This is a genomic window from Variovorax sp. GrIS 2.14 (assembly GCF_046115955.1).
Lineage (GTDB): Bacteria > Pseudomonadota > Gammaproteobacteria > Burkholderiales > Burkholderiaceae_C > Variovorax.
Genome location: NZ_JBJXIA010000002.1, coordinates 157,542 through 177,412, shown reverse-complemented (window position 1 = coordinate 177,412; position 19,871 = coordinate 157,542). Strand labels below are relative to the sequence as shown.

Here is a 19,871-nt window from a genome sequence, read left to right as displayed (position 1 = left end):
ATTCGAGGGGTAAGAGGGCATGAAGACTCGTCAATACAAGCAGCGCGGTATTTCGTTCATCGGACTTTTGTTCGTGGCGGTCGTGCTGGCGTGCGTAGGGGTTGTCGTCGCGCAGGTGATTCCGACTCTTATCGAATACCAGGCTATCGACAAGGCAGCCAACAAGGCCAAGGAAGGCAACACTGTGCCAGAGGTTCGCGCCATCTTCGATCGTTCCCAGGCCATCGACGATTTCAAGCTGAGCGGCAAGGACCTCGACGTCAAGAAAGACGGCGACAAAGTCGTCGTCTCGTATTCGTACGAGCGCGAGATCCCGTTGTTCGGCCCCGCTGTGCTTCTCATGCGATACAAAGGTCAGTCGCGCTGAAACCGCCGCAGAAGTCCTCGCCGAACGTGCCGCTTCTCAAGGCGGACGGCGGCCTCCCGGCGCTGCAAGCGCGCCTCCAGTACACCTTCGCCGATGCGCGCCTGTTGCAGCTCGCTCTCACGCATCGCAGCTTTTCGTCGGACCATAACGAGCGCCTAGAGTTTCTGGGTGATTCGGTGCTGAATCTGGCAGTCGCGCATCTTCTCTACGTCAAGCTGGGCGGCCTGCCAGAAGGCGACCTTTCGCGCGTTCGCGCCAATCTGGTCAAGCAGGAAACGCTGCACCAACTGGCGATCAAACTCGGATTCGCGCCCTTGCTGCGGCTGGGAGAAGGCGAGTCGCGCTCCGGCGGCTCGGCACGCCCGTCGATTTTGGCGGACGCGCTGGAGGCGCTGATTGGCGCGGTGTACCTCGACGCCGGGTATCCGGCTGCCCAGGCGCTGGTGCATCGGCTCTTCGAGGCCGTCGAGATCAATCCGCGCATGGACGCAGTCGGCAAGGACCCAAAGACCGAATTGCAGGAATGGCTGCAGGGCCACAAAATGAAGCTGCCTGCATACCGCGTGGCAGGCACCGTGGGCGCGGCCCACAAGCAAACGTTCGACGTCGAATGCGCGGTGGAAGAACTGGGCCTGACCGAACGCGGCATCGGTGGCTCGCGCCGCGCTGGCGAACAGGCTGCTGCTGCCGCGATGCTGATCAAACTCAAAGCCCGAAGCACGAAAGCTGCATGACCAATACCGAACCGACCGAACCCGCAACCGACCCTATCCAACCCGCCGAGCCCATCAAAGCCGACACCGAAGGCGATGCGGACGATTCGCACGCCGTCGGTGTTTCCGTCGCTCCACCGACCGCCGAAGGCCCGCGCCATTGCGGCCTGATTGCCATTGTCGGCAAGCCCAACGTCGGCAAGTCGACTCTGCTCAACGCGCTGGTCGGCCAGAAGATCAGCATCACCTCGCGCAAGGCGCAGACCACGCGACACCGCATCACCGGCATGCGCACGGTCGGCGCCACGCAGTTTGTCTTCGTCGACACGCCAGGCTTCCAGACGCTGCATGCCAACGCGTTGAACAAGTCGCTCAACAAGACCGTGCTGGGTGCCGTGGCCGACGTCGACCTGATCCTGTTCGTGGTCGAGGCTGGCAGCTTCACGCCGGCGGACGCGCGCGTGCTGGCGTTGCTTGCAAAAGACATCCCGACCCTGCTGATTGCCAACAAACTGGACAACATCCATCGCCGCGGCGACATCGCGCCCTGGCTGCAGACGATGCAGGCAAGACATGCGTTTGCCGAGTTCGTCCCGATGTCGGCCAAGAGCGCCAGGGATGTCGAGCGCCTGTTCGCCATTTGCGAAAAGTACCTGCCCGAGCAAGCCTGGTTCTATGCCGAAGATGAACTCACCGACCGCAGCGAGAAGTTCCTTGCAGGCGAGTTGGTCCGTGAAAAGCTGTTCCGCCTGACCGGTGACGAGCTGCCCTACACCTCGACCGTCATCATCGACAAGTTCGAAGAAGAGCCGCCGCAGCGCAAGGGTCAGAAGCGGCTGCTTCGCATTGCCGCGACCATCGTGGTCGAGCGCGACGGGCACAAGGCGATGGTTATCGGTGACAAGGGCGAGCGCATCAAGCGCATCGGCATGGAGACGCGCGTCGAACTCGAGAAGCTGGCGGATGCCAAGGTGTTCATCGAGCTTTGGGTCAAGGTTCGCTCTGGCTGGGCCGACGACGAGGCCCGTGTGCGGTCGTTCGGCTACGAGTAAGGGATGGCGACGGGGCATCGCGTTTCTCACGTGCCGGCTTACGTCCTGCATCGATACGACTGGAGCGAGTCGAGTTTGATTCTTGAAGTTTTCACCCGGCACCACGGTCGAATCGCACTGGTGGCCAAGGGCGCGAAGCGGCCGAGTTCCAACTTCCGCCCGGTGCTTCTGCCGCTGCAGCCGCTTCTGTTGAACTACGGCGGCGACGCCGAGATTCGCGCGCTCAAGGGTGCCGAATGGGTCGGCGGCCATGTCATGCCGACCGGCGAGTCGCTGCTCTCGGGCTTGTATGTCAACGAGCTCTTGCTGCGCCTGCTGGCGCGCGACGATGCCCACGAATCTCTCTTCGATTCATACGCAGGGGTCGTCGAGGTGCTTGCCGGGGAGCATGCGGGCGCGCAGGCCGCTACCCAAGCAGCGGCGCTTCGAGCTTTCGAACTGTTGCTGCTGCGCGAGGTCGGCCTACTGCCTGCGCTCGACGCCCAGACGATGACGCTGTCATCGTTGGCGCCTGAGCTGCGCTACACACTGGTTTCCGAGGCCGGTCTGCGTCAGGCCGAAGCACAAGATGCCGCGTTGACCGGCGCCGAATGGCAGGCACTGCAGGCGGCGCTGGACGATCACACACCATTCACCGCAACCCTGCGGTGCATTGCCACGCTCAATGTCGGCAGCAACGCCGCATTGCGTAGTCAATTGCGTGTCCTGCTCAACTACCATTGTGGCGTGTCCACCCTGCGCACCCGGCAGATGATGCGAGACCTGCAAGCCCTCTGATCGAATCGATCCTGCATATCCATGACCACGCGTTCAAACACGACGGCCCTCTCGGTCAACCTCAACAAGGTCGCGCTGGTACGCAACACGCGCGAGCTCGGTATTCCGAGCGTGCTGTTCGCCGCGTCGATGTGCCTCGACGCCGGCGCCAGCGGGATCACGGTGCATCCCCGACCTGACGCGCGTCACATCCGTGCGCAGGACGTGTACGACCTGTCGGCGCTGCTGGCGAGAGACTGGCCGGACGTCGAATTCAATATCGAAGGCAACCCCTTTCACAACCTGATGGACTTCGTGCGGGAGCAGCGGCCGCACCAGGCGACCTTCGTGCCCGACAGCGAAACCCAATCGACCAGCGATCATGGCTGGGTGTTCCCTGAAGATGCCGACCGGCTTCGCCCGTTGATCGAGGAAGCCAAGGCGCTTGGCGTGCGTGTCAGCCTCTTCATGGACCCCGAGCCGGACATGATGGCCGCAGCCAAGGCGGTCGGCGCCGACCGCGTCGAGCTCTACACCGAAGGCTATGCCTCGTCGCGCGGCACTTCGCGCGCGGCTGGCGTGCTGCAGCTCTACGTCGATACGGCGCGCGCAGCGCAGGCGGTGGGGCTCGAAGTCAATGCCGGGCACGACCTGAACCGCGACAACCTGACCGACTTCTTGCGCGCGGTACGCGGTGTGCGCGAAGTGTCGATCGGCCATGCCTTCGTCGCAGACGCGCTCGAGCTCGGCTATACGTCCGCCACGCTGGAGTACCTGCGCTGCATCGCCGAGGCGAAGTGATCGTCGACGCCCCGTGATCTACGGCATCGGCACCGACATCTGCGATGTGCGCCGCATCGCGGCCACTTACGAGCGACAGGGCGAACGATTTGCGCGTCGCGTGTTGAGCGACGCCGAGTTCGCTATCTGGCAAAGCCGGAGCGTTCGCTGGCCCAAGCGCGGCATCAGCTATCTCGCGACGCGCTTCTCTGCAAAGGAAGCCTTCAGCAAGGCCATCGGCACCGGCATGCGCATGCCGATGAGCTGGCGCCTCTGCGAGATCGCCAACCTGCGAAGCGGCAAGCCGGTGATCGTGCTGCACGGCGGCCTCAAGGACTGGTTCGAGGCCGAGGGGCTCACCGCCCATGTGACCGTCACCGACGAAACTGATTACGCCGCGAGCTTCGTGGTCGTGGAAAAAACATGACCGACGCCATACATTCCCCTCTCATCATCGACGTGGCCGGCACCGAGCTGACAGCGGCCGACCATCGCCGGCTTGCCGACCCGCTCGTGGGAGGCGTCATCCATTTCGCGCGTAACTGGCACGACCGAGCGCAACTCACCGCCCTCAACGCCGACATCAAGGCGCTCCGACCCGATCTGCTGATCTGTGTCGACCACGAGGGCGGTCGCGTGCAGCGTTTTCGAACGGACGGATTTACCCGCCTGCCATCGATGCGCTCGCTTGGCGAAGCGTGGATGCGCGATCCGATGGAGGCGACGCGGCGGGCGTCGGCCGTTGGCTATGTGCTTGCGAGCGAACTGCGCGCCTGCGGCGTCGACTTCAGCTTCGCTCCTGTTCTGGACCTCGACTACGGCGAAAGCAGCGTCATCGGCGACCGCAGTTTTCATCGCGACCCGCGGGTGGTCGCCTTGCTGGCCAAGAGCGTCATGCATGGACTGCTGCAAGCCGGCATGGCCAACTGCGGCAAGCATTTCCCGGGGCATGGTTTCGTCAAGGCGGACTCGCACGTCGCGATCCCGATCGATCGGCGCAGCTTGAAGGCGATCCTTGCCGAGGACACGCGGCCGTTCGATTGGCTTGGCGGTGCGCTCGCTGCGGTGATGCCGGCGCACGTCATCTATCCGAAGGTCGACGCGCGCCCAGCCGGCTTCTCTGCGAAGTGGTTGCAGGACATCCTGCGCGGGAGGCTCGGCTTCGACGGCGCGGTCTTCAGCGACGACCTGAGCATGGAAGCGGCGCGCCAGATCGATGGCGAACTGCTGAGCTATGTCGATGCTGCATTGGCCGCGCTCGGTGCGGGCTGCGACTTGGCACTGTTGTGTAACCAGAGTGTGGGTGACGGGGCGCCACTGGATGAATTGCTGGGTGGGATGGCCGCTGCGCAAACGGATGGTCGCTGGCAACCGAGCGCTGCCGGAGAAGCGCGGAGGCGTACGCTGCTACCGACGACGGCGGCGCTGCAGTGGGAGCACCTCACCAGCTCTCCAGGCTATCTGCGCGCGCGCGACTTGATCGCCAGCGCGGTCTGAGGTCAGGCGCCGGACAACCACAAGCGCGCCCCACCCGCATCCAGGTGGGTGAGGTACAGCCGCAGATCGAGCTCGAGCCGGTGATAGTCTGGCTCCATGTGCGTGCACAGTGCATAGAACGCCTTGTCGTGATCGCGCTCTTTCATGTGCGCGAGTTCGTGCACGACGATCATCCGCAACCACTCGATCGGCACTTCCTTGAACAGGCTCGACACGCGAATTTCGCGTTTGGCTTTGAGCTTTCCGCCTTGCACGCGCGAGATGGTGGTGTGCGTGCCGAGTGCGTTGCGGATGACATGCAGCTTGTTGTCGAACGCCACCTTCGAGAGTGGTTCTGCCTTGCGCATGAACTCGCTCTTGAGATCGGTCACATAGTCGTAGAGCGCGCGGTCGGTTCGCACCTCGTGCACAGAAGGGTAGCGCTGTAGCAGCAAGGTGCCTAGGCTTCCATCGTCCAGGCGCTGCTGGACTTGCGCCAACACGCCGGGTGAATAGCCCGCGAGGTATTTCATGCAGCGTTCATGTCGCAGTCATGCCGCAATCATGTCGATAGAGGCGCCCGCTGGCGCGCACGCGCCGCATACGCCAGGCCGGCTGCAACGCCGCCGAACAGGTCGCCTTCGATCATCTGAACGCCGGCAAAACTGCGGCGCAACGCGTGCTGAAACGGGCGCAGCGCAGACGAACCGCCTGTGAGGTAGATCGCATCGAGCTCGTTGCTTCGCAGCCCGGCCCGCTTGACGCAGGCGTGTGCGCAGGCGATCACCGTTTCGAGTGGCGCGGCGAGCTGCTGTTCCATGTCAGCCTGCGACAGCGTGGCGTGCAATGCCGCTTCAACGAACGACAGATCGATGTCGGTCGCCTCACCGCTGATCGAGGCGCGGATCTTGGCTTGCTCGACTTCGCTGGCGATGCGGTGACCGTAGCGCTCGTCGAGTACCGTCATCAGCCGCTCGTGCAAGTGCCGATTGCTGTAGTTCACCCGCAGAGACTGCGCCTGGCTCAATGCCTTCGGCGTTTGCAGCCAGTGGATGAGATGCCAGGACGACAAGTCGAAGAAGACTTTGCTGGGCACCTCACGGCCGTCGGGCCCAAGATGACGAAAACCCAGCTCGGGCATCACGCGCTCGAGGTTGAGCCGTTGATCGAAATCCGTACCGCCGATGTGCACACCACTGGTAGCGAGCACATCGTCGCTGCGGTCGGCCCGTGCGATGCGATCGGGACCGACCCGGACGATAGTGAAGTCCGATGTGCCGCCGCCGATATCGACCACCAGCACGATCGACTCACGCGTCACGCGCTGCTCGTAGTCGAAGGCTGCAGCGATCGGTTCCAGTTGAAAGGCGACATCTCTAAAACCGGCCGAGCGGGCGGCGTGTCGCAAGCTGTCTTCGGCCTTGCGGTCGCGCTTGTCGTCGTCGTCGACGAAGTGCACCGGGCGCCCGATGACCACGCGCTCGGGGCGATGGCCGAGTTCGGCTTCGGCGCGCGATCCGAGCTCATGCAGAAAGCGCGCGATGATGTCCTGGAAGCTCAGCAGGCCGTCGTACACCGCAGTCGTTTCCTGCATCAGCGCGCTGCCGAGCAAGCTCTTCAATGAGCGCATCAGGCGGCCGTCGGTGCCGGCGAGATAGTGCGCCATGGCATCGCGACCGAAGTGGGTCGTGCGGTCTTCGGCATTGAAGAACAATGCGGTCGGCAACGTCGTCGCGTCGCCTTCGATCGGCAACAGACGTGCCGGCCCATCGCCAATCGCGCACGACACCGCCGAGTTCGACGTGCCGAAGTCGATGCCGATGGAGGTTGCGAGCGCGTTCAAGCCTCGCGCCGCAACGCCGGAAACAAGATGACGTCGCGGATGCTCGGCGAATCGGTCAACAGCATCATGAAGCGGTCAATGCCGATGCCGCAACCGCCGGTCGGCGGCATGCCGTACTCGAGCGCCCGCACGAAGTCGTGGTCGTAGAACATCGCTTCGTCGTCGCCCGAGTCCTTGGCGGCGACCTGCGCGTTGAAGCGCGCCGCCTGGTCTTCGGCGTCGTTCAGCTCGCTGAATCCGTTGCCGAACTCGCGACCGGTAATGTAGAGCTCGAAGCGCTCGGTCACTTCAGGTCGGTCGTCGTTGGCGCGTGCGAGAGGCGATATCTCGGTCGGGTGTTCCATGATGAAGGTCGGCTGCCAAAGCTTCTCTTCCACAGTTTCTTCGAAGTACATGACTTGCAGGCTGGCGAGGCTGCGCTGCGAGAGTTTGTTCTTGTCCTCGCTCAGACCGATCTTGCGCAGCGCATGGGTGAGCCAGGAGATGTCGTCGACGTTATCGCCTGCGTCGGTGTGTTTCTGGATGGCTTCGCGGATCGTCAACCGCTCGAAGGGCTGACTCAAGTCGACCGACTTGCCACCATAGCTCAACTGTTCGCTGCCGACGGTTTTCTTCGCGATGGTCCGGATGATGAGCTCGGTGAAGTCCATCAGGTCCTGGTAGTTCCAGTACGCCGCGTAGAACTCCATCATCGTGAACTCGGGGTTGTGCCGCACCGAGATGCCTTCGTTGCGGTAGCTCCGGTTGATCTCGAAGACGCGCTCGAAGCCGCCGACGATCAGCCGCTTCAGGTACAGCTCGGGCGCGATGCGCAAGAACATTTCCTGGTCGAGCGCGTTGTGGTGCGTCTTGAACGGCTTGGCGTTGGCACCGCCTGGAATCGGATGCAGCATCGGCGTTTCGACTTCGAGGAAATCGTTGGCGACCATGAATTCGCGCAATGCGCTGACGGCGCGGCTGCGCGCCTTGAAGCGGTCGCGCGCGGCTTCGTCGGTGATCAGGTCGACGTAGCGCTGGCGGTATTTCTGTTCCTGGTCGGCCATGCCGTGGAACTTGTCTGGTAGCGGGCGCAGGCTCTTGGTCAGCATGCGCAGCTTGCTCACCTTGACCGACAACTCGCCAGTCTTGGTTTTGAACATGGTGCCTTCGGCGCCGACGATGTCGCCCAAATCCCAGCGCTTGAAATCGGCATAGGCTTCTTCGCCGATGCCATCACGCGTCACGTACAGCTGGATGCGCCCGGTAGCGTCCTGCACGGTCGCAAAGCTGGCCTTGCCCATCACCCGCTTCAACATCATCCGGCCGGCCACGCTCACAGGTACGGCCTGCGCTTCGAGCGGCTCCGGCTCCGTAAGGCCATGCGCTGCGATCAAGCCGGCTGCTCGGTCGGCGGGTTTGAAGTCGTTGGGAAATGCGACGCCTTTGCCGGCAGCCTGCGCGCTGCGCATCAGGCCGAGCTTGTCGCGGCGCTCGGCGATGAGCTGGTTCTCGTCGACCGCGGGCGCGGTGACGTTGGCGGGCGCGACGGGCGTCGGCGTGGCGGGGATCAAAGGGTCGGACATGGAAAGCTGAAAGGCGAGGGCTGGAGGATGCGGGGGTGCGGAGAAAACGCAGGGGGGGAGGTAGGGCGCAGCGAGCGAATAGCCAAGGCGGGACGGCCAGCACGAAAGGCCGGAATTTTATCCCAAGCTCCGAGCCCCGAATCGGCTCCAAACGCGCGTCGAATCTGTGCTCGATGCTATGAAAAAAGTAGCAAGCTATTCAACGATGCCGGTACGCGCCAGCAAATCACTCACCAACTCGAGTCGCATCAGCGGACTGTCGAGTTCCATCAGTCGCTGTTTGACGGCAGGCTGCACGGGCAGAAGCTCGCACCAGCGGTTGGCGACCCAGCCGCAATCCTCGAAGCGATAGGGCTTGCCGATCGGCAACTGGACCTCTTCTTCGCCCTCGGCGGCGCTGCGCTCTTCCAGCGTGTTCAGCAGCCGCTGCAATGCCATGGTCGTGTGCTGCAGGTCTTCAGGGATGGCGAGTGCCAGATCGTCGGGCACCGCTTCGACTTCGGCGGTCCAGAGGCCATGCTTTTGCAGCTCGGTGCCGATCACGCGAAACCGTTGTGTCCCGACGCATTCGATCTCCAGCAAGCCGCTTTGCGGCGTGGTCAGCTCTCGAATCGAAGCCAGCACGCCGGTCGATGCAAAACTCTCGGCGCCAGCGCCGGCCTTGCGGACTTCGCTGCCCTGGTTAAGGCTTACCACGCCAAAAGGCGTGCCCGCCTTGTGACACTTGCCGATCATGTCGAGGTAACGCACCTCGAAGATTCGCAGTGGAAGCAGGCCTCCAGGAAAAAGGACTGTGCCCAGCGGGAACAAAGGGAGGGAGAGCAGAAGGGGTTGTGTCGTCATCGATGCACCTTGCGTCGCTATCATCGCATTCCGCTCAAGACTTCGCGCCATGCTCTATCAGATCCCCTCGTTTTTGCTCGACGTCATCGTCGGCCTGCTCGGCGGCGCATGCCTGCTGCGTCTCTACATGCAGTATCACCGCGTGCCTTTCGGCAACCCGCTGGGGCGCTTCGTCTTCGCAGTAACCGACTGGATCGTGATGCCGCTGCGCCGCATCGTGCCGTCGTACAAGCGTTGGGACATCGCCAGCCCGATAGCGGCTTGGCTGTTGGTCATGGTGAAGTTCTTGCTGCTGTGGCTGCTGCTTGGCAACCTCAGCAAGATCACGGTATTGCCGCTGATTTCTCTGATCGGACTCGCGCAACTAGCGGTGTCGGGGCTGACCGCGTTGCTGGTCGTCTACGCGGTGCTGTCGTGGGTGCCAGGCGCCAATGCGATGCTGCTCGATCTCATTGCGCGCCTCGCCGAGCCTTTGGTACGGCCGTTACGCCGCTTCATTCCACTGATCGGCGGCGTCGATCTGTCGCCGCTCGTGGCGATCGTGCTGCTGCAGGTTGCGGCGATCCTGCTCGGCAATGCGATGGGCTGGGCCTGGACGCTCGGCCGCTAGCCAGCCCGATCAACAGCTTTTAAACGACCGCGTCCGCCGGCTGGCGCAGCAGCATGGCCAGCGTGCTGGCGATGGTCTTGCGCAGTTCGCGGCGGTCGCTGATGAAGTCGATCGCGCCTTTGGTTTGCAAGAACTCTGAGCGCTGAAAACCCTCCGGCAGCGTAACGCGCACCGTCGACTCGATGACGCGCGGCCCGGCAAAGCCGATCAGCGCCTTCGGCTCGGCGATCACCACATCTCCGACGAATGCGAAGCCAGCGGACACGCCGCCCATCGTGGGGTCGGTCAGCACGCTGATGTACGGCAAGCCCTTCTTGGCGAGTCGGGTGAGCGATGCGTTGGTCTTGGCCATTTGCATCAGCGACAGCAGGCCTTCCTGCATGCGCGCGCCGCCGGTGGCGGTGAAGCAAATGAACGGCACTTTCTGCTCGATGGCCGTTTGCACGCCGCGCACGAAGCGCTCGCCGACGACGCTGCCCATGCTGCCGCCCATGAACTCGAACTCGAAGCAAGCCACCACCACGCTGATGCTGTGCACCGAGCCGCCCATGACCACGAGCGAATCGGTCTCGCCGGTGTTTTCAAGCGCTTCTTTCAGGCGCTCGGTGTACTTGCGGCTGTCCTTGAACTTGAGCGCATCGACGGGCAACACTTCCTGGCCGACTTCATAGCGGCCTTCAGCGTCGAGGAAGCTGTCGATCCGTGTGCGCGCGCCGATTCGAAAGTGATGGGTGCAACTCGGGCAGACATTCTGGTTGTGCTCGAGGTCGGTCTTGTAGAGCACCGTTTCGCAGCTCGGGCACTTGATCCAGAGCCCTTCGGGTACCTGGCGGCGCTCGCTCGGGTCGGTTTGCGCGATCTTCGCGGGTAGCAGTTTTTCAAGCCAGCTCATGATTCAGTCCTGGAGGGAAGCCAGACAAGATTATCGACCAGCCGAATCGCTGGCGGTCGCGGTCGTGGTCAAGGCGGGCAGGGCGTCAAGCGCCTCGCGGATCCCTGCGAGAAATTCGCTGACCACAGGCACCACTCGTTCACGCGGCTGGGTCTCGATCAACTGGATGATCTTCGTGCCGATCACGACGGCATCCGCCGTAGCGCCGACCGCCTGCGCCGTGTGCGCGTCGCGAATGCCGAAGCCCACGCCGACCGGAATGCTCACGTGCTGGCGGATGCGCGGCAGCATCTTGCTGACAGCGTCCGTGTCGAGGTTGCCTGCGCCCGTCACACCCTTTAAAGACACGTAGTAGACGTAGCCGCTTGCAATGCGAGCCACCTGCGCCATGCGCGCTTCGGTGCTCGTCGGTGCCAGCAAGAAGATCAGATCGATGCCGGCTGCCTGCAGTCGTGCCGCGAAGTCTTCGCACTCTTCAGGCGGGTAGTCGACGATAAGCAATCCATCGATGCCGGCCACCACTGCGTCGCGAATGAAGCTGCCAGCGCCGTGTACCAGGTCGTACTTTTCGACAGGGTTGGCGTAGCCCATCAGCACCACCGGCGTGATCGTGTCCTGCCTGCGGAAGGCGCTGACCATCGCCAACACCTGCTTCATGCCGACGCCTAAAGCGAGGGCAGCTTCGCCGGCCTTTTGAATGACCGGGCCATCGGCCATCGGGTCGGAGAAGGGAACACCCAACTCGATCACGTCGGCGCCTGCTGCGACCATGCCGTGCATCAGCTCCGGCGTGATGTCGGCGAACGGAAAGCCTGCCGTGACGTACGGAATGAGCGCTCGGCGCCCATCTTTTTGGAGAGCAGCGAAGGTGGCGGCGATGCGGCTCATGCTTTGCCTCCTTTCACCTGAAAACCGCGCATCGAGGGTCGGTCGTAAAAGTCGACGCCTGCCAAATCGGCCACCGTGCCGATGTCCTTGTCGCCGCGTCCCGAGAGGTTAACCAGAATCGACTGGTCGCTGCGCATCGTCTTGGCCAGCTTCATGGCGTAGGCCAGGGCGTGGGCGGGCTCCAGCGCCGGAATGATGCCTTCGGTGCGGCAAAGATAGTGGAAGGCTTCGAGTGCTTCGGTGTCGGTCACCCCGACGTATTCGGCGCGGCCGATGTCCGAAAGATAGGCGTGCTCCGGTCCCACGCCGGGATAGTCCAGGCCCGCGCTGATGCTGTGCGTTTCGGTCACCTGGCCGTCTTCGTTTTGCAGCAGGTAGGTTCGGTTGCCGTGCAGCACCCCGGGGCTGCCGCGCAGGATCGACGCCGAGTGCTTGCCACTGTCGAGGCCTTCGCCCGCGGCTTCGACACCGATGAGGCGCGTATTCGCGAACGGGATGTAAGGGTAGAAGATGCCCATCGCATTGCTGCCGCCGCCGACGCAGGCCAGAACCACATCCGGTTGCTTGCCTTCCGCTTCACCGGTCATTCCATCCGCCGCCAGCATGGCCGGCATCTGGCCGATGCACTCGGTGCCGATCACGCTCTGAAAGTCACGCACCATCATCGGATAGGGGTGCGGTCCGGCCACCGTACCGATGATGTAGAAGGTATCGTCGACGTTGGCGACCCAGTCGCGCATGGCTTCGTTCAGCGCGTCTTTCAGTGTCTTGCTACCCGATTCGACCGGCACCACCGTGGCGCCGAGAAGGTTCATGCGGTAGACGTTGGGGCTCTGGCGCTGGACGTCGGCGCTGCCCATGTAGATCACGCATTCGAGGCCGTAGCGCGCGCAGATGGTCGCGGTCGCCACGCCGTGCTGGCCGGCGCCGGTCTCCGCAATGATGCGTGGCTTGCCCATTCGCCGGGCGAGCATCGCCTGGCCGATCACGTTGTTGATCTTGTGTGCGCCGGTGTGGTTCAGATCTTCGCGTTTCAGGTAGATCTGCGCACCGCCCATTTCACGACTGGTGCGCGCGGCGTGGTAGATCGGCGATGGTCGCCCTACGAAGTGCTTCAGCTCGTAGTGGAACTCGGCAAGGAAGGCTGGATCGTCCTTGAACTTCGCGTACGCATCGCGCAATTCGGCGATGGCATGTGTGAGCGTCTCGCTCGCAAAACTTCCGCCGTAGATGCCGAAGTGGCCGGTGGCGTCAGGTTGCTGATAGGTGCTTTGCATGAAGGGTCTCGATCGGTTGGGCCGCGCCCGGCCTGTCGAGGCGGTGCGGCGGAATCAGGAAGCAGCGTCGGCGGCCCGGACGGCCGTCACGAAGTCGCGGATTTTGCCGGCGTCCTTGATGCCCTTGACGGTCATGCCGTCGGGTGCATCGGCTTCGACGCCGGAGCTCACATCAACGGACAGCGTTTTGCCGCATGTCCGCAAGTGGCGAATGCCATCGCCCACGTTTGCAGGTGTGAGTCCACCACTCAAGACGAGGTGAGCGTCGACGGCGGGTGGAAGAAGTGACCAATCGAATGCCTTGCCGCCACCGCCATAACCGTCGACATGCGCGTCGAGCAGGATGGCCTGGGCGTGAGAGAAATCGGAAGCATATTTTACGAGGTCGAAGTCGCTCCCGGCCAAGCCAAGGGGAATGCGGGCCGCGCGCATGAAGCGATAGCGCCCCGCGCCGCTCGACTCAAAACATCGCTGCGGCGTTTCGTCGCCGTGGAACTGCGCGATGGCACCCGGTACGGTAGCCAGTGCGGAGAGGGCTTGGGCTGCGTCTTCGTTGACGAAGAGCAGCACGGGCGTCACGAAGGGCGGCAGGCGCGATGCCAGCACTGCAGCGCGCTGCGGCGTTACCCCGCGTTGGCTTCCCGCGTACAGCACGAAGCCGACGGCGTCTGCGCCGGCGGCGACGGCAGCGTCGACGTCTTGCTCACGCGTGAGGCCACAGATCTTGATTCGGGTTCGGGTCATGGCGACCCATCATAGGGGCCGCCTCCTGGTTGTAAGGTGGCTTCGGCCGGCAGGCCCCACTTGGCGTCGTACAACGGTCCCACGAAGTACAAGCCGTCCGGGGAGAAGGTCGGCGCTGCGGCCATGCGGCTGCGCGCTTCGAGCACGGTCAGCATCCATTCGGGCTTTTCGTCGCCGCGCCCGATGCGCACGAGGCAGCCCATCAGGTTGCGAATCATGTGGTGTAGGAAGGCGTCGGCCTCGAACTCGAAGTGCCATCGGCAGCGCTCGCCTTCGCCATGGCGCGTGATGACGATACGTCGCATCTCCTTGACGGGCGATCGCGCCTGGCAGGACGAGGCGCGAAACGAGGTGAAATCGTGTGAGCCGATCAGCAGCGCGGCTGCAGCACGCATCGCGTTGCCGTCGAGCGGGTACATCGACCAGCCGACGCGGCCCGAATCCAGGCTGGGCCGCACCGGAGACTGCGAGAGCACGTAGAGATAGCGGCGAGCCACGGCATTCGCGCGGCAATGGAAAGCGTCGGGCACCGGATGCGCCCATTGCACCGCGATGTCAGAAGGCAGGAAGCGGTTGGTGCCGCGCACCCAGGACACCAGTTCGCGCTCGACTTCGGTGTCGAAATGCACGACCTGCATCAGTGCGTGGACGCCGGTGTCGGTGCGGCCGGCGCACAAAGTCGAAATTCGCTTGCCGGCCAATTTACCGAGCGCTGTTTCGAGCTTGTCCTGCACGGTGCGGCCAGAGAGTTGGCTTTGCCAGCCTTCATAGGCTTGGCCGTTGTAGCGAACGCCGAGGGCCAATCTCACGACACGATCATCGGCCCGCGCCAGCACTCAATGGAGTTGGGCGAGCAGATGCTTGGCCTGCGACTTGAGTTCGCCCGAGCTCTCGGATTCGACTTCTTCGACCAGCGAGCGCGCACCTTCGACGTCGCCAAGCGCCTGCAGTTCGCGGGCCAGCGACAGCTTGACCGCATGCGGGCTTTCGCCGCCTTCGTCGAGCGGTTCGAGGCGACCGGGTTCGGTGTCGCTCGGCGCGCGTTGCAAACCGGCGAGCGAGCTCATGTCGAACTCGATGAAGCCCGAGTCGCCCGGCAGTCCAGCGCGCAAGGTGGCGGGCTGCGTGTGCTCGTCGTCGAGGCCAACGGCGCGGGTTACAGGCTCCAGGGCACCTGGCGCGGTATCGAAGTCATTTTCAAGATCGAGCACATCGCGGTGGCTGAACGGTGCCGGTGCCGTGGTGGCCGCCGGCTTTCCGCGCGATGTGTCGTTCAGGCTCGGCAAGAACGGCATGGCGACCGGGCTCAGCGAAGGCGCCGAAACCGGCGGCAAGCTGGCACTGACGGGTGCTGCCACAGGCTTGGGTGCCGGCGGCTTGCTCAGGTCGAGGTCGAAGTCCAGCGGTGCGACGGATGGGACGAAGGCGGGCGGCGGAGCCACTGCGGGCGCAGCGGGTGTCGGTGCCTTGACGATCGGCAATGTGATCTCGTTATCGCTCAGCGGCTGCGGCGTGGTGTCTGCCAGCGGAACGCTGCGCACACCGGCTTCGTACAGAGGATTGCCCGGATCGAGTTCCTTGCCCATCTCGACGACGCGGTTCCAGTCGTTGCCGGTGCCCCCGGTCAGCTTGTGCACGTCGGTCGCCAGCGCTTCGTAGGCGCGCAGGTCGCGTCGCTTGGCGTGGATTTCAAGCAGCTTGAGGTGAATGGCCGCGCGTTCCGGATTCACGCGAAGGGCTTCGCGCAAAATTTCTTCGGCTTGCAAATCGCGGCCGTAGGCGAGGTAGACATCGGCTTCCGCCACCGGATCGACGTCGCCTGCATCGAGCTGACTCGGCGAATACGAGAGCGACGACACCACCGAGTTGCCGCGGTTCTTGGTGTCGACCGACTCGCCGCCGCTGGCGCCGAAGAACGAGTCTTTCGGCATGCGGCTCTCGAGAAACACGCTGTCGCCGGCGTCTTGCCGTTTGCGGCCTAGCACGCGATAAAGAATGAACGCGATAAGCAGCGCGATCAGTGCAGCAGCCCCGAGCATGAGCGGGCTGTCCATCAGCTCGGCGAAGAAGCCGCGCTCGACTGGCGCAGCAGCGGGCGGCGTGACCTTGGCGACCGGCACTGCCGGTGTGGGGGTCGTGGCGGCCGGAGTCGGGGGCGCGGTGGTCGATGCAGTCGTTGGGTTTGCGGTCGGCGTCGCTGGCGCGGTTGCTGCCGGCGTCGCGGCAACTGCGGGGGCGGGCGCAGCAGCGGGTGCGGGGGACGGAGCAGGCAAAGCCGCCGCTGCTGGGGTCGGTGCCGCTGCAGGTGCAGGTGCTGCGGGTGTCCCCGGCGTTGCCGTTGTCGCACCAGTGCCCGTGGCCGCCTGGAGCTTGTTCAGTTCGGTGATGTTCTTCGACAGTTCGGCGACACGGCTCTTGCCGTCTTGCGCCTGACGGTCACGCGCCAGCTTTTCTTCGTTCGCACGCGCTGCCGCAGTGCCTTGTGAAATGGTGAGCTTGTCAGGGGATGCCGCGGCTGCGTTACGGTCTTCGACGTTGGCTTGCAGCTTGCCCGCGGCTTGCCTGTCGGCAGCGGCAACGCGCGCCGTAGGAGCGTTTTCTGCCAGACGACGGCGGTATTCGCCGAAGTCGCGGCTCTGCGCGGTGACGGTTCTTTTGGCTTCATCCGGTGGCACGTTTGCCGCTTGCGAACCGGCCGACACGTCGAGCACGGCGCCGGCCTTCATGCGATTGATGTTGCCGCCGACGAACGCGTTCGGGTTGGCGCGCAGCAGCGCTACCAGCATCTGGTCGAGCGAAACGTCGGCGGGCTTGTATGCGCCTGCAATCTTGCTGGCCGTGTCGCCGGGGCGCACCGTGACCTGATCACCGGTACCCGTGCCGCCCGAGGCGGTACCGGTGCGTACGGGCGCCTCCGCCGCCGTTGCAGGCGCGGGTGCGACTGCGGCCGGACGCTCGCGGCGCGGCACCGGGGGCACAACGGCGGGTGCAGCCGCGGGTGGAGCACGTTGCACGGGCGGCGCTGCACTGATTTGCGGCGCCAGCGGCACCACGGGCGCGGCGGCCTGACGGCTGGAAGGTGGGTCTAGCAGCACCGTGTAGTCGCGCACGATGCGCCCGGCACTCCAGTTGGCTTCGACCAGCAGGTCGACAAACGGATCGCTCAGCGAACGGGTACCGGTCAGGCGAACCACGTAGCGGCCATCGGCGCGCCGTTGCAGGCTCACTCGAACGTCCGACAGTGCAGGGTTGTAGGCCACACCGGCGGCGCGAAACGCTTCCGACGAGGCGATGGCGACCTTCATGCCGTCGGCTTCAGAAGCAGTGATCTCGGTGACATCGATCTCGGCACGAAGCGGTTCGCCCAGAGCGGACTGCACGTTCAGTCGACCAAGCGCCAGCGCGCTGGCGTCGATGCTGACAGTGCCGAGTGCCAGCGCGATGGCGACACTGAGGAGCGACAGCTGGCCGCGACCGGCCAACTTGTTGGTCGGTCGGATGGCCGGCACGCTGGCCGCAGGCAACATAGGTCTTGTCATGCTGTTAGGGGCAGCTCGGCCCAAAAGTGTAAGAGGACGTTAACACCATCATTCGGCACTGACAAGCCGGCGCGGCCGTTCTACCCAGTGCGCGCCAACTTCGGCGTGTCGAGGGTGTTGCGACAAGGCAACGCCCTCTACTACTTTGGCGCTCAAAAATGCGCTCAAGCCTCGATCAGTATTCGCAGCATGCGACGCAATGGCTCCGCAGCGCCCCAGAGCAGTTGGTCGCCGATCGTGAAGGCGCCGACATATTCTGGCCCCATCACCAGCTTGCGAATACGACCGACCGGGATGTCCATCGTGCCCGTGACTGCCACCGGTGTGAGCTGCGCGACGGTGGCTTCACGCGTGTTCGGCACGACCTTGGCCCAGGCGTTGTCAGTGGCGATGAGCGCTTCGATGTCTGCGACCGGGACGTTCTTCTTCAGCTTGAAGGTCAATGCCTGGCTGTGACAGCGCATGGCGCCGACTCGCACGCAGAAACCGTCGACGGGCGTGGGTGCAATGTCGAAGCCCGGACCTCGGCCGAGGATCTTGTTGGTCTCAGCGCCGCCCTTCCACTCTTCCTTGGAGATGCCCCAATCGACATCGCCCGGGTTCTTGCCCAATCCCAGGTCCTTGTCGATCCACGGAATGAGCGAGCCGCCCAGCGGCGCACCGAAGTTCGCGGTTTCGGCAGCGCTCAGGTTCTGCTGCTTGTGCAGAACCTTGCGATCAATTTCGAGAATGGCCGACTTCGGGTCATCGAGCAGCGAGCGCACTTCGGCATTCAGCGTGCCGAACTGCGTCAGCAGCTCGCGCATGTGCTGCGCGCCGCCACCCGAAGCCGCCTGATAGGTCATGCTGGTCATCCATTCGACCAGGCCAGCCTTGTAGAGCGCACCAACGCCCATCAGCATGCAGCTGACGGTGCAGTTACCGCCGATCCAGTTCTTGCCGCCCTTGGCCAACGCCGTCTGGATTACTGGCAGGTTGACCGGGTCGAGCACGATGATTGCGTCGTCGTTCATCCGCAGTGTCGACGCCGCATCGATCCAGTGGCCGGTCCAGCCGGCGGCGCGAAGCTTGGGGTAGACCTCGCTGGTGTACTCGCCGCCTTGGGCGGTGATGACGATGTCGCACTTCTTCAGCGCGTCGATGTCGTGCGCATCCTTCAACGTGCCTTCGTTTTTTGCCATCGCCGGGGCCTTGCCACCAGCGTTGGAAGTCGAAAAGAACATCGGCTCAATGAGACCGAAGTCGCCTTCGGTCTGCATGCGGTCCATCAAGACCGAGCCGACCATGCCGCGCCAGCCGACGAGGCCGACCAGAGGTTGTGAGGATGCGTTCGTCATTTCAATGTGCCCTTGTCAAAAAAGTGTTTTCTCTTTGGCACCCGGCTCGTCGAGCCGGGGGGCGTGACGAAGCGGGCTGCGGTTAGCCGGTGATCGTCTTTTTGGTGATCGCAGAAGCAAGCGCTGCCACCACTGCGTCGCCCATGGCGCGGGTGCCGACGCGCTTCGTGCCTTCCGACCAGATGTCGCCAGTGCGCAAGCCCGAGGCGAGCACCGACTTGACCGCCGACTCGATTCGGTCGGCAGCTTCGGGTTGATTGAGAGAGAAGCGGAGCATCATGGCAGCGGACAGAATTGTAGCCAACGGATTGGCAACCCCTTGGCCGGCAATGTCGGGCGCACTGCCGTGGCTCGGCTCATACAAGCCCTGATTGCTCGAATTTAGCGATGCCGAAGGCAGCATGCCGATCGAGCCTGTGAGCATCGCCGCCTCGTCCGACAGGATGTCGCCGAACATGTTGCCGGTGACGATCACGTCGAACTTCTTCGGCGCCTTGACGAGTTGCATGGCTGCGTTGTCGACGTACATGTGGTCGAGTTCGACGTCCGGATATTCCTTGCCGACTTCGGTGACGATGTCTTTCCAGAACTGGAACGTCTCCAGCACGTTGGCCTTGTCAACGCTGGTCACGCGTTTGCTGCGTTTGCGCGCTGCCTGAAAGGCGACGTGGGCGATGCGTTCGATTTCAGGTCTGGAATAGCGCATCGTGTCGAAGGCCTCTTCGGCGCCAGGAAAGTGGCCGTCGACGGCGGTGCGGCGCCCACGCGGCGCGCCGAAGTAGATGTCGCCAGTCAACTCGCGAATGATCAGGATGTCGAGGCCCGAAATCAGCTCCGGCTTAAGGCTCGATGCACCGACCAGTTCCTCGTAGCAGATGGCCGGGCGGAAATTGGCGAACAGCCCCAGGTTTTTACGCAGACCCAAGATTGCCTGCTCCGGACGCAGCGGCCGATCCAGCTTGTCGTACTTCCAGTCGCCGACGGCGCCGAACAGCACGGCATCGGATTCTTTCGCGAGCTTGAGAGTCGCCTCCGGCAGCGGATGTCCGTGCGCTTCATAGGCCGCGCCGCCGACCAGCGCCGTTTCCATTTCGAACGGAAGGTCGAGCACGTCGAGCACGCGTATGGCTTCCGCCACGATTTCGGTGCCGATGCCATCGCCGGGAAGGACTGCGATTTTCATGAGTTCGAT

General features: G+C 63.7%; 20 protein-coding genes. 8 read left to right on the top strand and 12 right to left on the bottom strand.

Translation table 11 applies throughout. The annotated features are described in order from the left end of the window. Positions 1-19: 19 nt before the first annotated feature. The 7 genes from RCH10_RS04635 to nagZ are packed head-to-tail and all read left to right on the top strand — an operon-like array spanning position 20 to position 5,165. The gene (locus RCH10_RS04635) at positions 20-367 is read left to right on the top strand and encodes a DUF4845 domain-containing protein (RefSeq protein ID WP_409051474.1); all 348 of its coding nucleotides are present in this window, start codon (positions 20-22) and stop codon (positions 365-367) included. A 26-nt stretch (positions 368-393) separates the two neighbouring features. Next, positions 394-1,101 (top strand): ribonuclease III, encoded by a 708-nt coding sequence (rnc, locus tag RCH10_RS04630; protein ID WP_323496670.1) that lies wholly within the window; start codon positions 394-396, stop codon positions 1,099-1,101. Continuing rightward, positions 1,098-2,132, top strand: a complete 1,035-nt coding sequence (gene era / locus RCH10_RS04625) for a GTPase Era (protein ID WP_409051473.1) — start codon at positions 1,098-1,100, stop codon at positions 2,130-2,132. Before rnc ends, era begins: the two co-directional genes overlap by 4 nt. A gap of 3 nt (positions 2,133-2,135) precedes the next feature. Next, a complete protein-coding gene (gene recO / locus RCH10_RS04620; protein ID WP_409051472.1) occupies positions 2,136-2,909 on the top strand; it encodes a DNA repair protein RecO in 774 nt (257 codons plus the stop codon). Between the two features lie 21 nt (positions 2,910-2,930). Then, a complete protein-coding gene (locus RCH10_RS04615) occupies positions 2,931-3,689 on the top strand; it encodes a pyridoxine 5'-phosphate synthase (RefSeq protein ID WP_323496667.1) in 759 nt (252 codons plus the stop codon). Between the two features lie 13 nt (positions 3,690-3,702). Then, the gene (gene acpS, locus RCH10_RS04610; RefSeq protein ID WP_187052718.1) at positions 3,703-4,095 is read left to right on the top strand and encodes a holo-ACP synthase; all 393 of its coding nucleotides are present in this window, start codon (positions 3,703-3,705) and stop codon (positions 4,093-4,095) included. Beyond that, the gene (nagZ, locus tag RCH10_RS04605) at positions 4,092-5,165 is read left to right on the top strand and encodes a beta-N-acetylhexosaminidase (protein WP_409051471.1); all 1,074 of its coding nucleotides are present in this window, start codon (positions 4,092-4,094) and stop codon (positions 5,163-5,165) included. Before acpS ends, nagZ begins: the two co-directional genes overlap by 4 nt. A 2-nt stretch (positions 5,166-5,167) precedes the next feature. Here nagZ and RCH10_RS04600 read toward each other — a convergent pair whose 3' ends face one another. The 4 genes from RCH10_RS04600 to RCH10_RS04585 all read right to left on the bottom strand — a co-directional run bounded on the left by RCH10_RS04600 (position 5,168) and on the right by RCH10_RS04585 (position 9,392). Continuing rightward, on the bottom strand, positions 5,168-5,677 hold the full coding sequence (locus RCH10_RS04600; RefSeq protein WP_323496664.1) for a YgjP-like metallopeptidase domain-containing protein: 510 nt from the start codon (positions 5,675-5,677) through the stop codon (positions 5,168-5,170). Between the two features lie 29 nt (positions 5,678-5,706). Continuing rightward, complete coding sequence (locus RCH10_RS04595) at positions 5,707-6,987, bottom strand: Hsp70 family protein (protein WP_323496663.1); 1,281 nt, start codon at positions 6,985-6,987, stop codon at positions 5,707-5,709. Continuing rightward, a complete protein-coding gene (gene lysS / locus RCH10_RS04590) occupies positions 6,984-8,549 on the bottom strand; it encodes a lysine--tRNA ligase (RefSeq protein ID WP_409051470.1) in 1,566 nt (521 codons plus the stop codon). The genes RCH10_RS04595 and lysS overlap by 4 nt, the downstream gene beginning before the upstream one ends. A 195-nt stretch (positions 8,550-8,744) precedes the next feature. Then, complete coding sequence (locus RCH10_RS04585; RefSeq protein WP_409051469.1) at positions 8,745-9,392, bottom strand: LON peptidase substrate-binding domain-containing protein; 648 nt, start codon at positions 9,390-9,392, stop codon at positions 8,745-8,747. Positions 9,393-9,441: 49 nt separating this feature from the next. Here RCH10_RS04585 and RCH10_RS04580 point away from each other — a divergent pair, with 49 nt between their 5' ends. Then, positions 9,442-10,002 carry a YggT family protein gene (locus RCH10_RS04580; RefSeq protein ID WP_409051468.1) on the top strand — a complete coding sequence of 187 codons (561 nt, stop codon included), beginning with the start codon at positions 9,442-9,444 and terminating at the stop codon, positions 10,000-10,002. Positions 10,003-10,021: 19 nt separating this feature from the next. Here the strand turns inward: RCH10_RS04580 and accD are convergent, their stop codons facing one another. From accD to leuB, 8 genes are all read right to left on the bottom strand, one after another. Further along, positions 10,022-10,894 carry an acetyl-CoA carboxylase, carboxyltransferase subunit beta gene (gene accD / locus RCH10_RS04575; protein WP_409051467.1) on the bottom strand — a complete coding sequence of 291 codons (873 nt, stop codon included), beginning with the start codon at positions 10,892-10,894 and terminating at the stop codon, positions 10,022-10,024. A gap of 30 nt (positions 10,895-10,924) precedes the next feature. Beyond that, complete coding sequence (gene trpA, locus RCH10_RS04570; RefSeq protein ID WP_409051466.1) at positions 10,925-11,782, bottom strand: tryptophan synthase subunit alpha; 858 nt, start codon at positions 11,780-11,782, stop codon at positions 10,925-10,927. Then, the gene (gene trpB / locus RCH10_RS04565; RefSeq protein ID WP_323496658.1) at positions 11,779-13,059 is read right to left on the bottom strand and encodes a tryptophan synthase subunit beta; all 1,281 of its coding nucleotides are present in this window, start codon (positions 13,057-13,059) and stop codon (positions 11,779-11,781) included. Before trpB ends, trpA begins: the two co-directional genes overlap by 4 nt. A 54-nt stretch (positions 13,060-13,113) precedes the next feature. Next, positions 13,114-13,803, bottom strand: coding sequence for a phosphoribosylanthranilate isomerase (locus RCH10_RS04560; RefSeq protein ID WP_409051465.1), 690 nt, complete (start codon positions 13,801-13,803; stop codon positions 13,114-13,116). Continuing rightward, positions 13,800-14,612 (bottom strand): tRNA pseudouridine(38-40) synthase TruA, encoded by an 813-nt coding sequence (gene truA, locus RCH10_RS04555; protein ID WP_409051464.1) that lies wholly within the window; start codon positions 14,610-14,612, stop codon positions 13,800-13,802. Before truA ends, RCH10_RS04560 begins: the two co-directional genes overlap by 4 nt. 27 nt (positions 14,613-14,639) lie before the next feature. Further along, the gene (locus tag RCH10_RS04550) at positions 14,640-17,342 is read right to left on the bottom strand and encodes a FimV family protein (RefSeq protein WP_409051463.1); all 2,703 of its coding nucleotides are present in this window, start codon (positions 17,340-17,342) and stop codon (positions 14,640-14,642) included. 164 nt (positions 17,343-17,506) lie between these two features. Beyond that, positions 17,507-18,679 (bottom strand): aspartate-semialdehyde dehydrogenase, encoded by a 1,173-nt coding sequence (gene asd / locus RCH10_RS04545; RefSeq protein WP_409051462.1) that lies wholly within the window; start codon positions 18,677-18,679, stop codon positions 17,507-17,509. Between the two features lie 82 nt (positions 18,680-18,761). Next, the gene (gene leuB, locus RCH10_RS04540; RefSeq protein WP_409051461.1) at positions 18,762-19,862 is read right to left on the bottom strand and encodes a 3-isopropylmalate dehydrogenase; all 1,101 of its coding nucleotides are present in this window, start codon (positions 19,860-19,862) and stop codon (positions 18,762-18,764) included. Positions 19,863-19,871 lie beyond the last annotated feature (9 nt).

Coding starts and splice junctions, on each gene's coding strand:
- RCH10_RS04635 (WP_409051474.1), top strand. CDS start 20: ATGAAGACTCGTCAATACAAGCAGCGCGGTATTTCGTTCATCGGACTT.
- era (WP_409051473.1), top strand. CDS start 1,098: ATGACCAATACCGAACCGACCGAACCCGCAACCGACCCTATCCAACCC.
- recO (WP_409051472.1), top strand. CDS start 2,136: ATGGCGACGGGGCATCGCGTTTCTCACGTGCCGGCTTACGTCCTGCAT.
- RCH10_RS04615 (WP_323496667.1), top strand. CDS start 2,931: ATGACCACGCGTTCAAACACGACGGCCCTCTCGGTCAACCTCAACAAG.
- nagZ (WP_409051471.1), top strand. CDS start 4,092: ATGACCGACGCCATACATTCCCCTCTCATCATCGACGTGGCCGGCACC.
- RCH10_RS04600 (WP_323496664.1), bottom strand. CDS start 5,677: ATGAAATACCTCGCGGGCTATTCACCCGGCGTGTTGGCGCAAGTCCAG.
- lysS (WP_409051470.1), bottom strand. CDS start 8,549: ATGTCCGACCCTTTGATCCCCGCCACGCCGACGCCCGTCGCGCCCGCC.
- RCH10_RS04585 (WP_409051469.1), bottom strand. CDS start 9,392: ATGACGACACAACCCCTTCTGCTCTCCCTCCCTTTGTTCCCGCTGGGC.
- RCH10_RS04580 (WP_409051468.1), top strand. CDS start 9,442: ATGCTCTATCAGATCCCCTCGTTTTTGCTCGACGTCATCGTCGGCCTG.
- accD (WP_409051467.1), bottom strand. CDS start 10,894: ATGAGCTGGCTTGAAAAACTGCTACCCGCGAAGATCGCGCAAACCGAC.
- trpA (WP_409051466.1), bottom strand. CDS start 11,782: ATGAGCCGCATCGCCGCCACCTTCGCTGCTCTCCAAAAAGATGGGCGC.
- trpB (WP_323496658.1), bottom strand. CDS start 13,059: ATGCAAAGCACCTATCAGCAACCTGACGCCACCGGCCACTTCGGCATC.
- RCH10_RS04560 (WP_409051465.1), bottom strand. CDS start 13,803: ATGACCCGAACCCGAATCAAGATCTGTGGCCTCACGCGTGAGCAAGAC.
- RCH10_RS04550 (WP_409051463.1), bottom strand. CDS start 17,342: ATGACAAGACCTATGTTGCCTGCGGCCAGCGTGCCGGCCATCCGACCG.
- asd (WP_409051462.1), bottom strand. CDS start 18,679: ATGACGAACGCATCCTCACAACCTCTGGTCGGCCTCGTCGGCTGGCGC.
- leuB (WP_409051461.1), bottom strand. CDS start 19,862: ATGAAAATCGCAGTCCTTCCCGGCGATGGCATCGGCACCGAAATCGTG.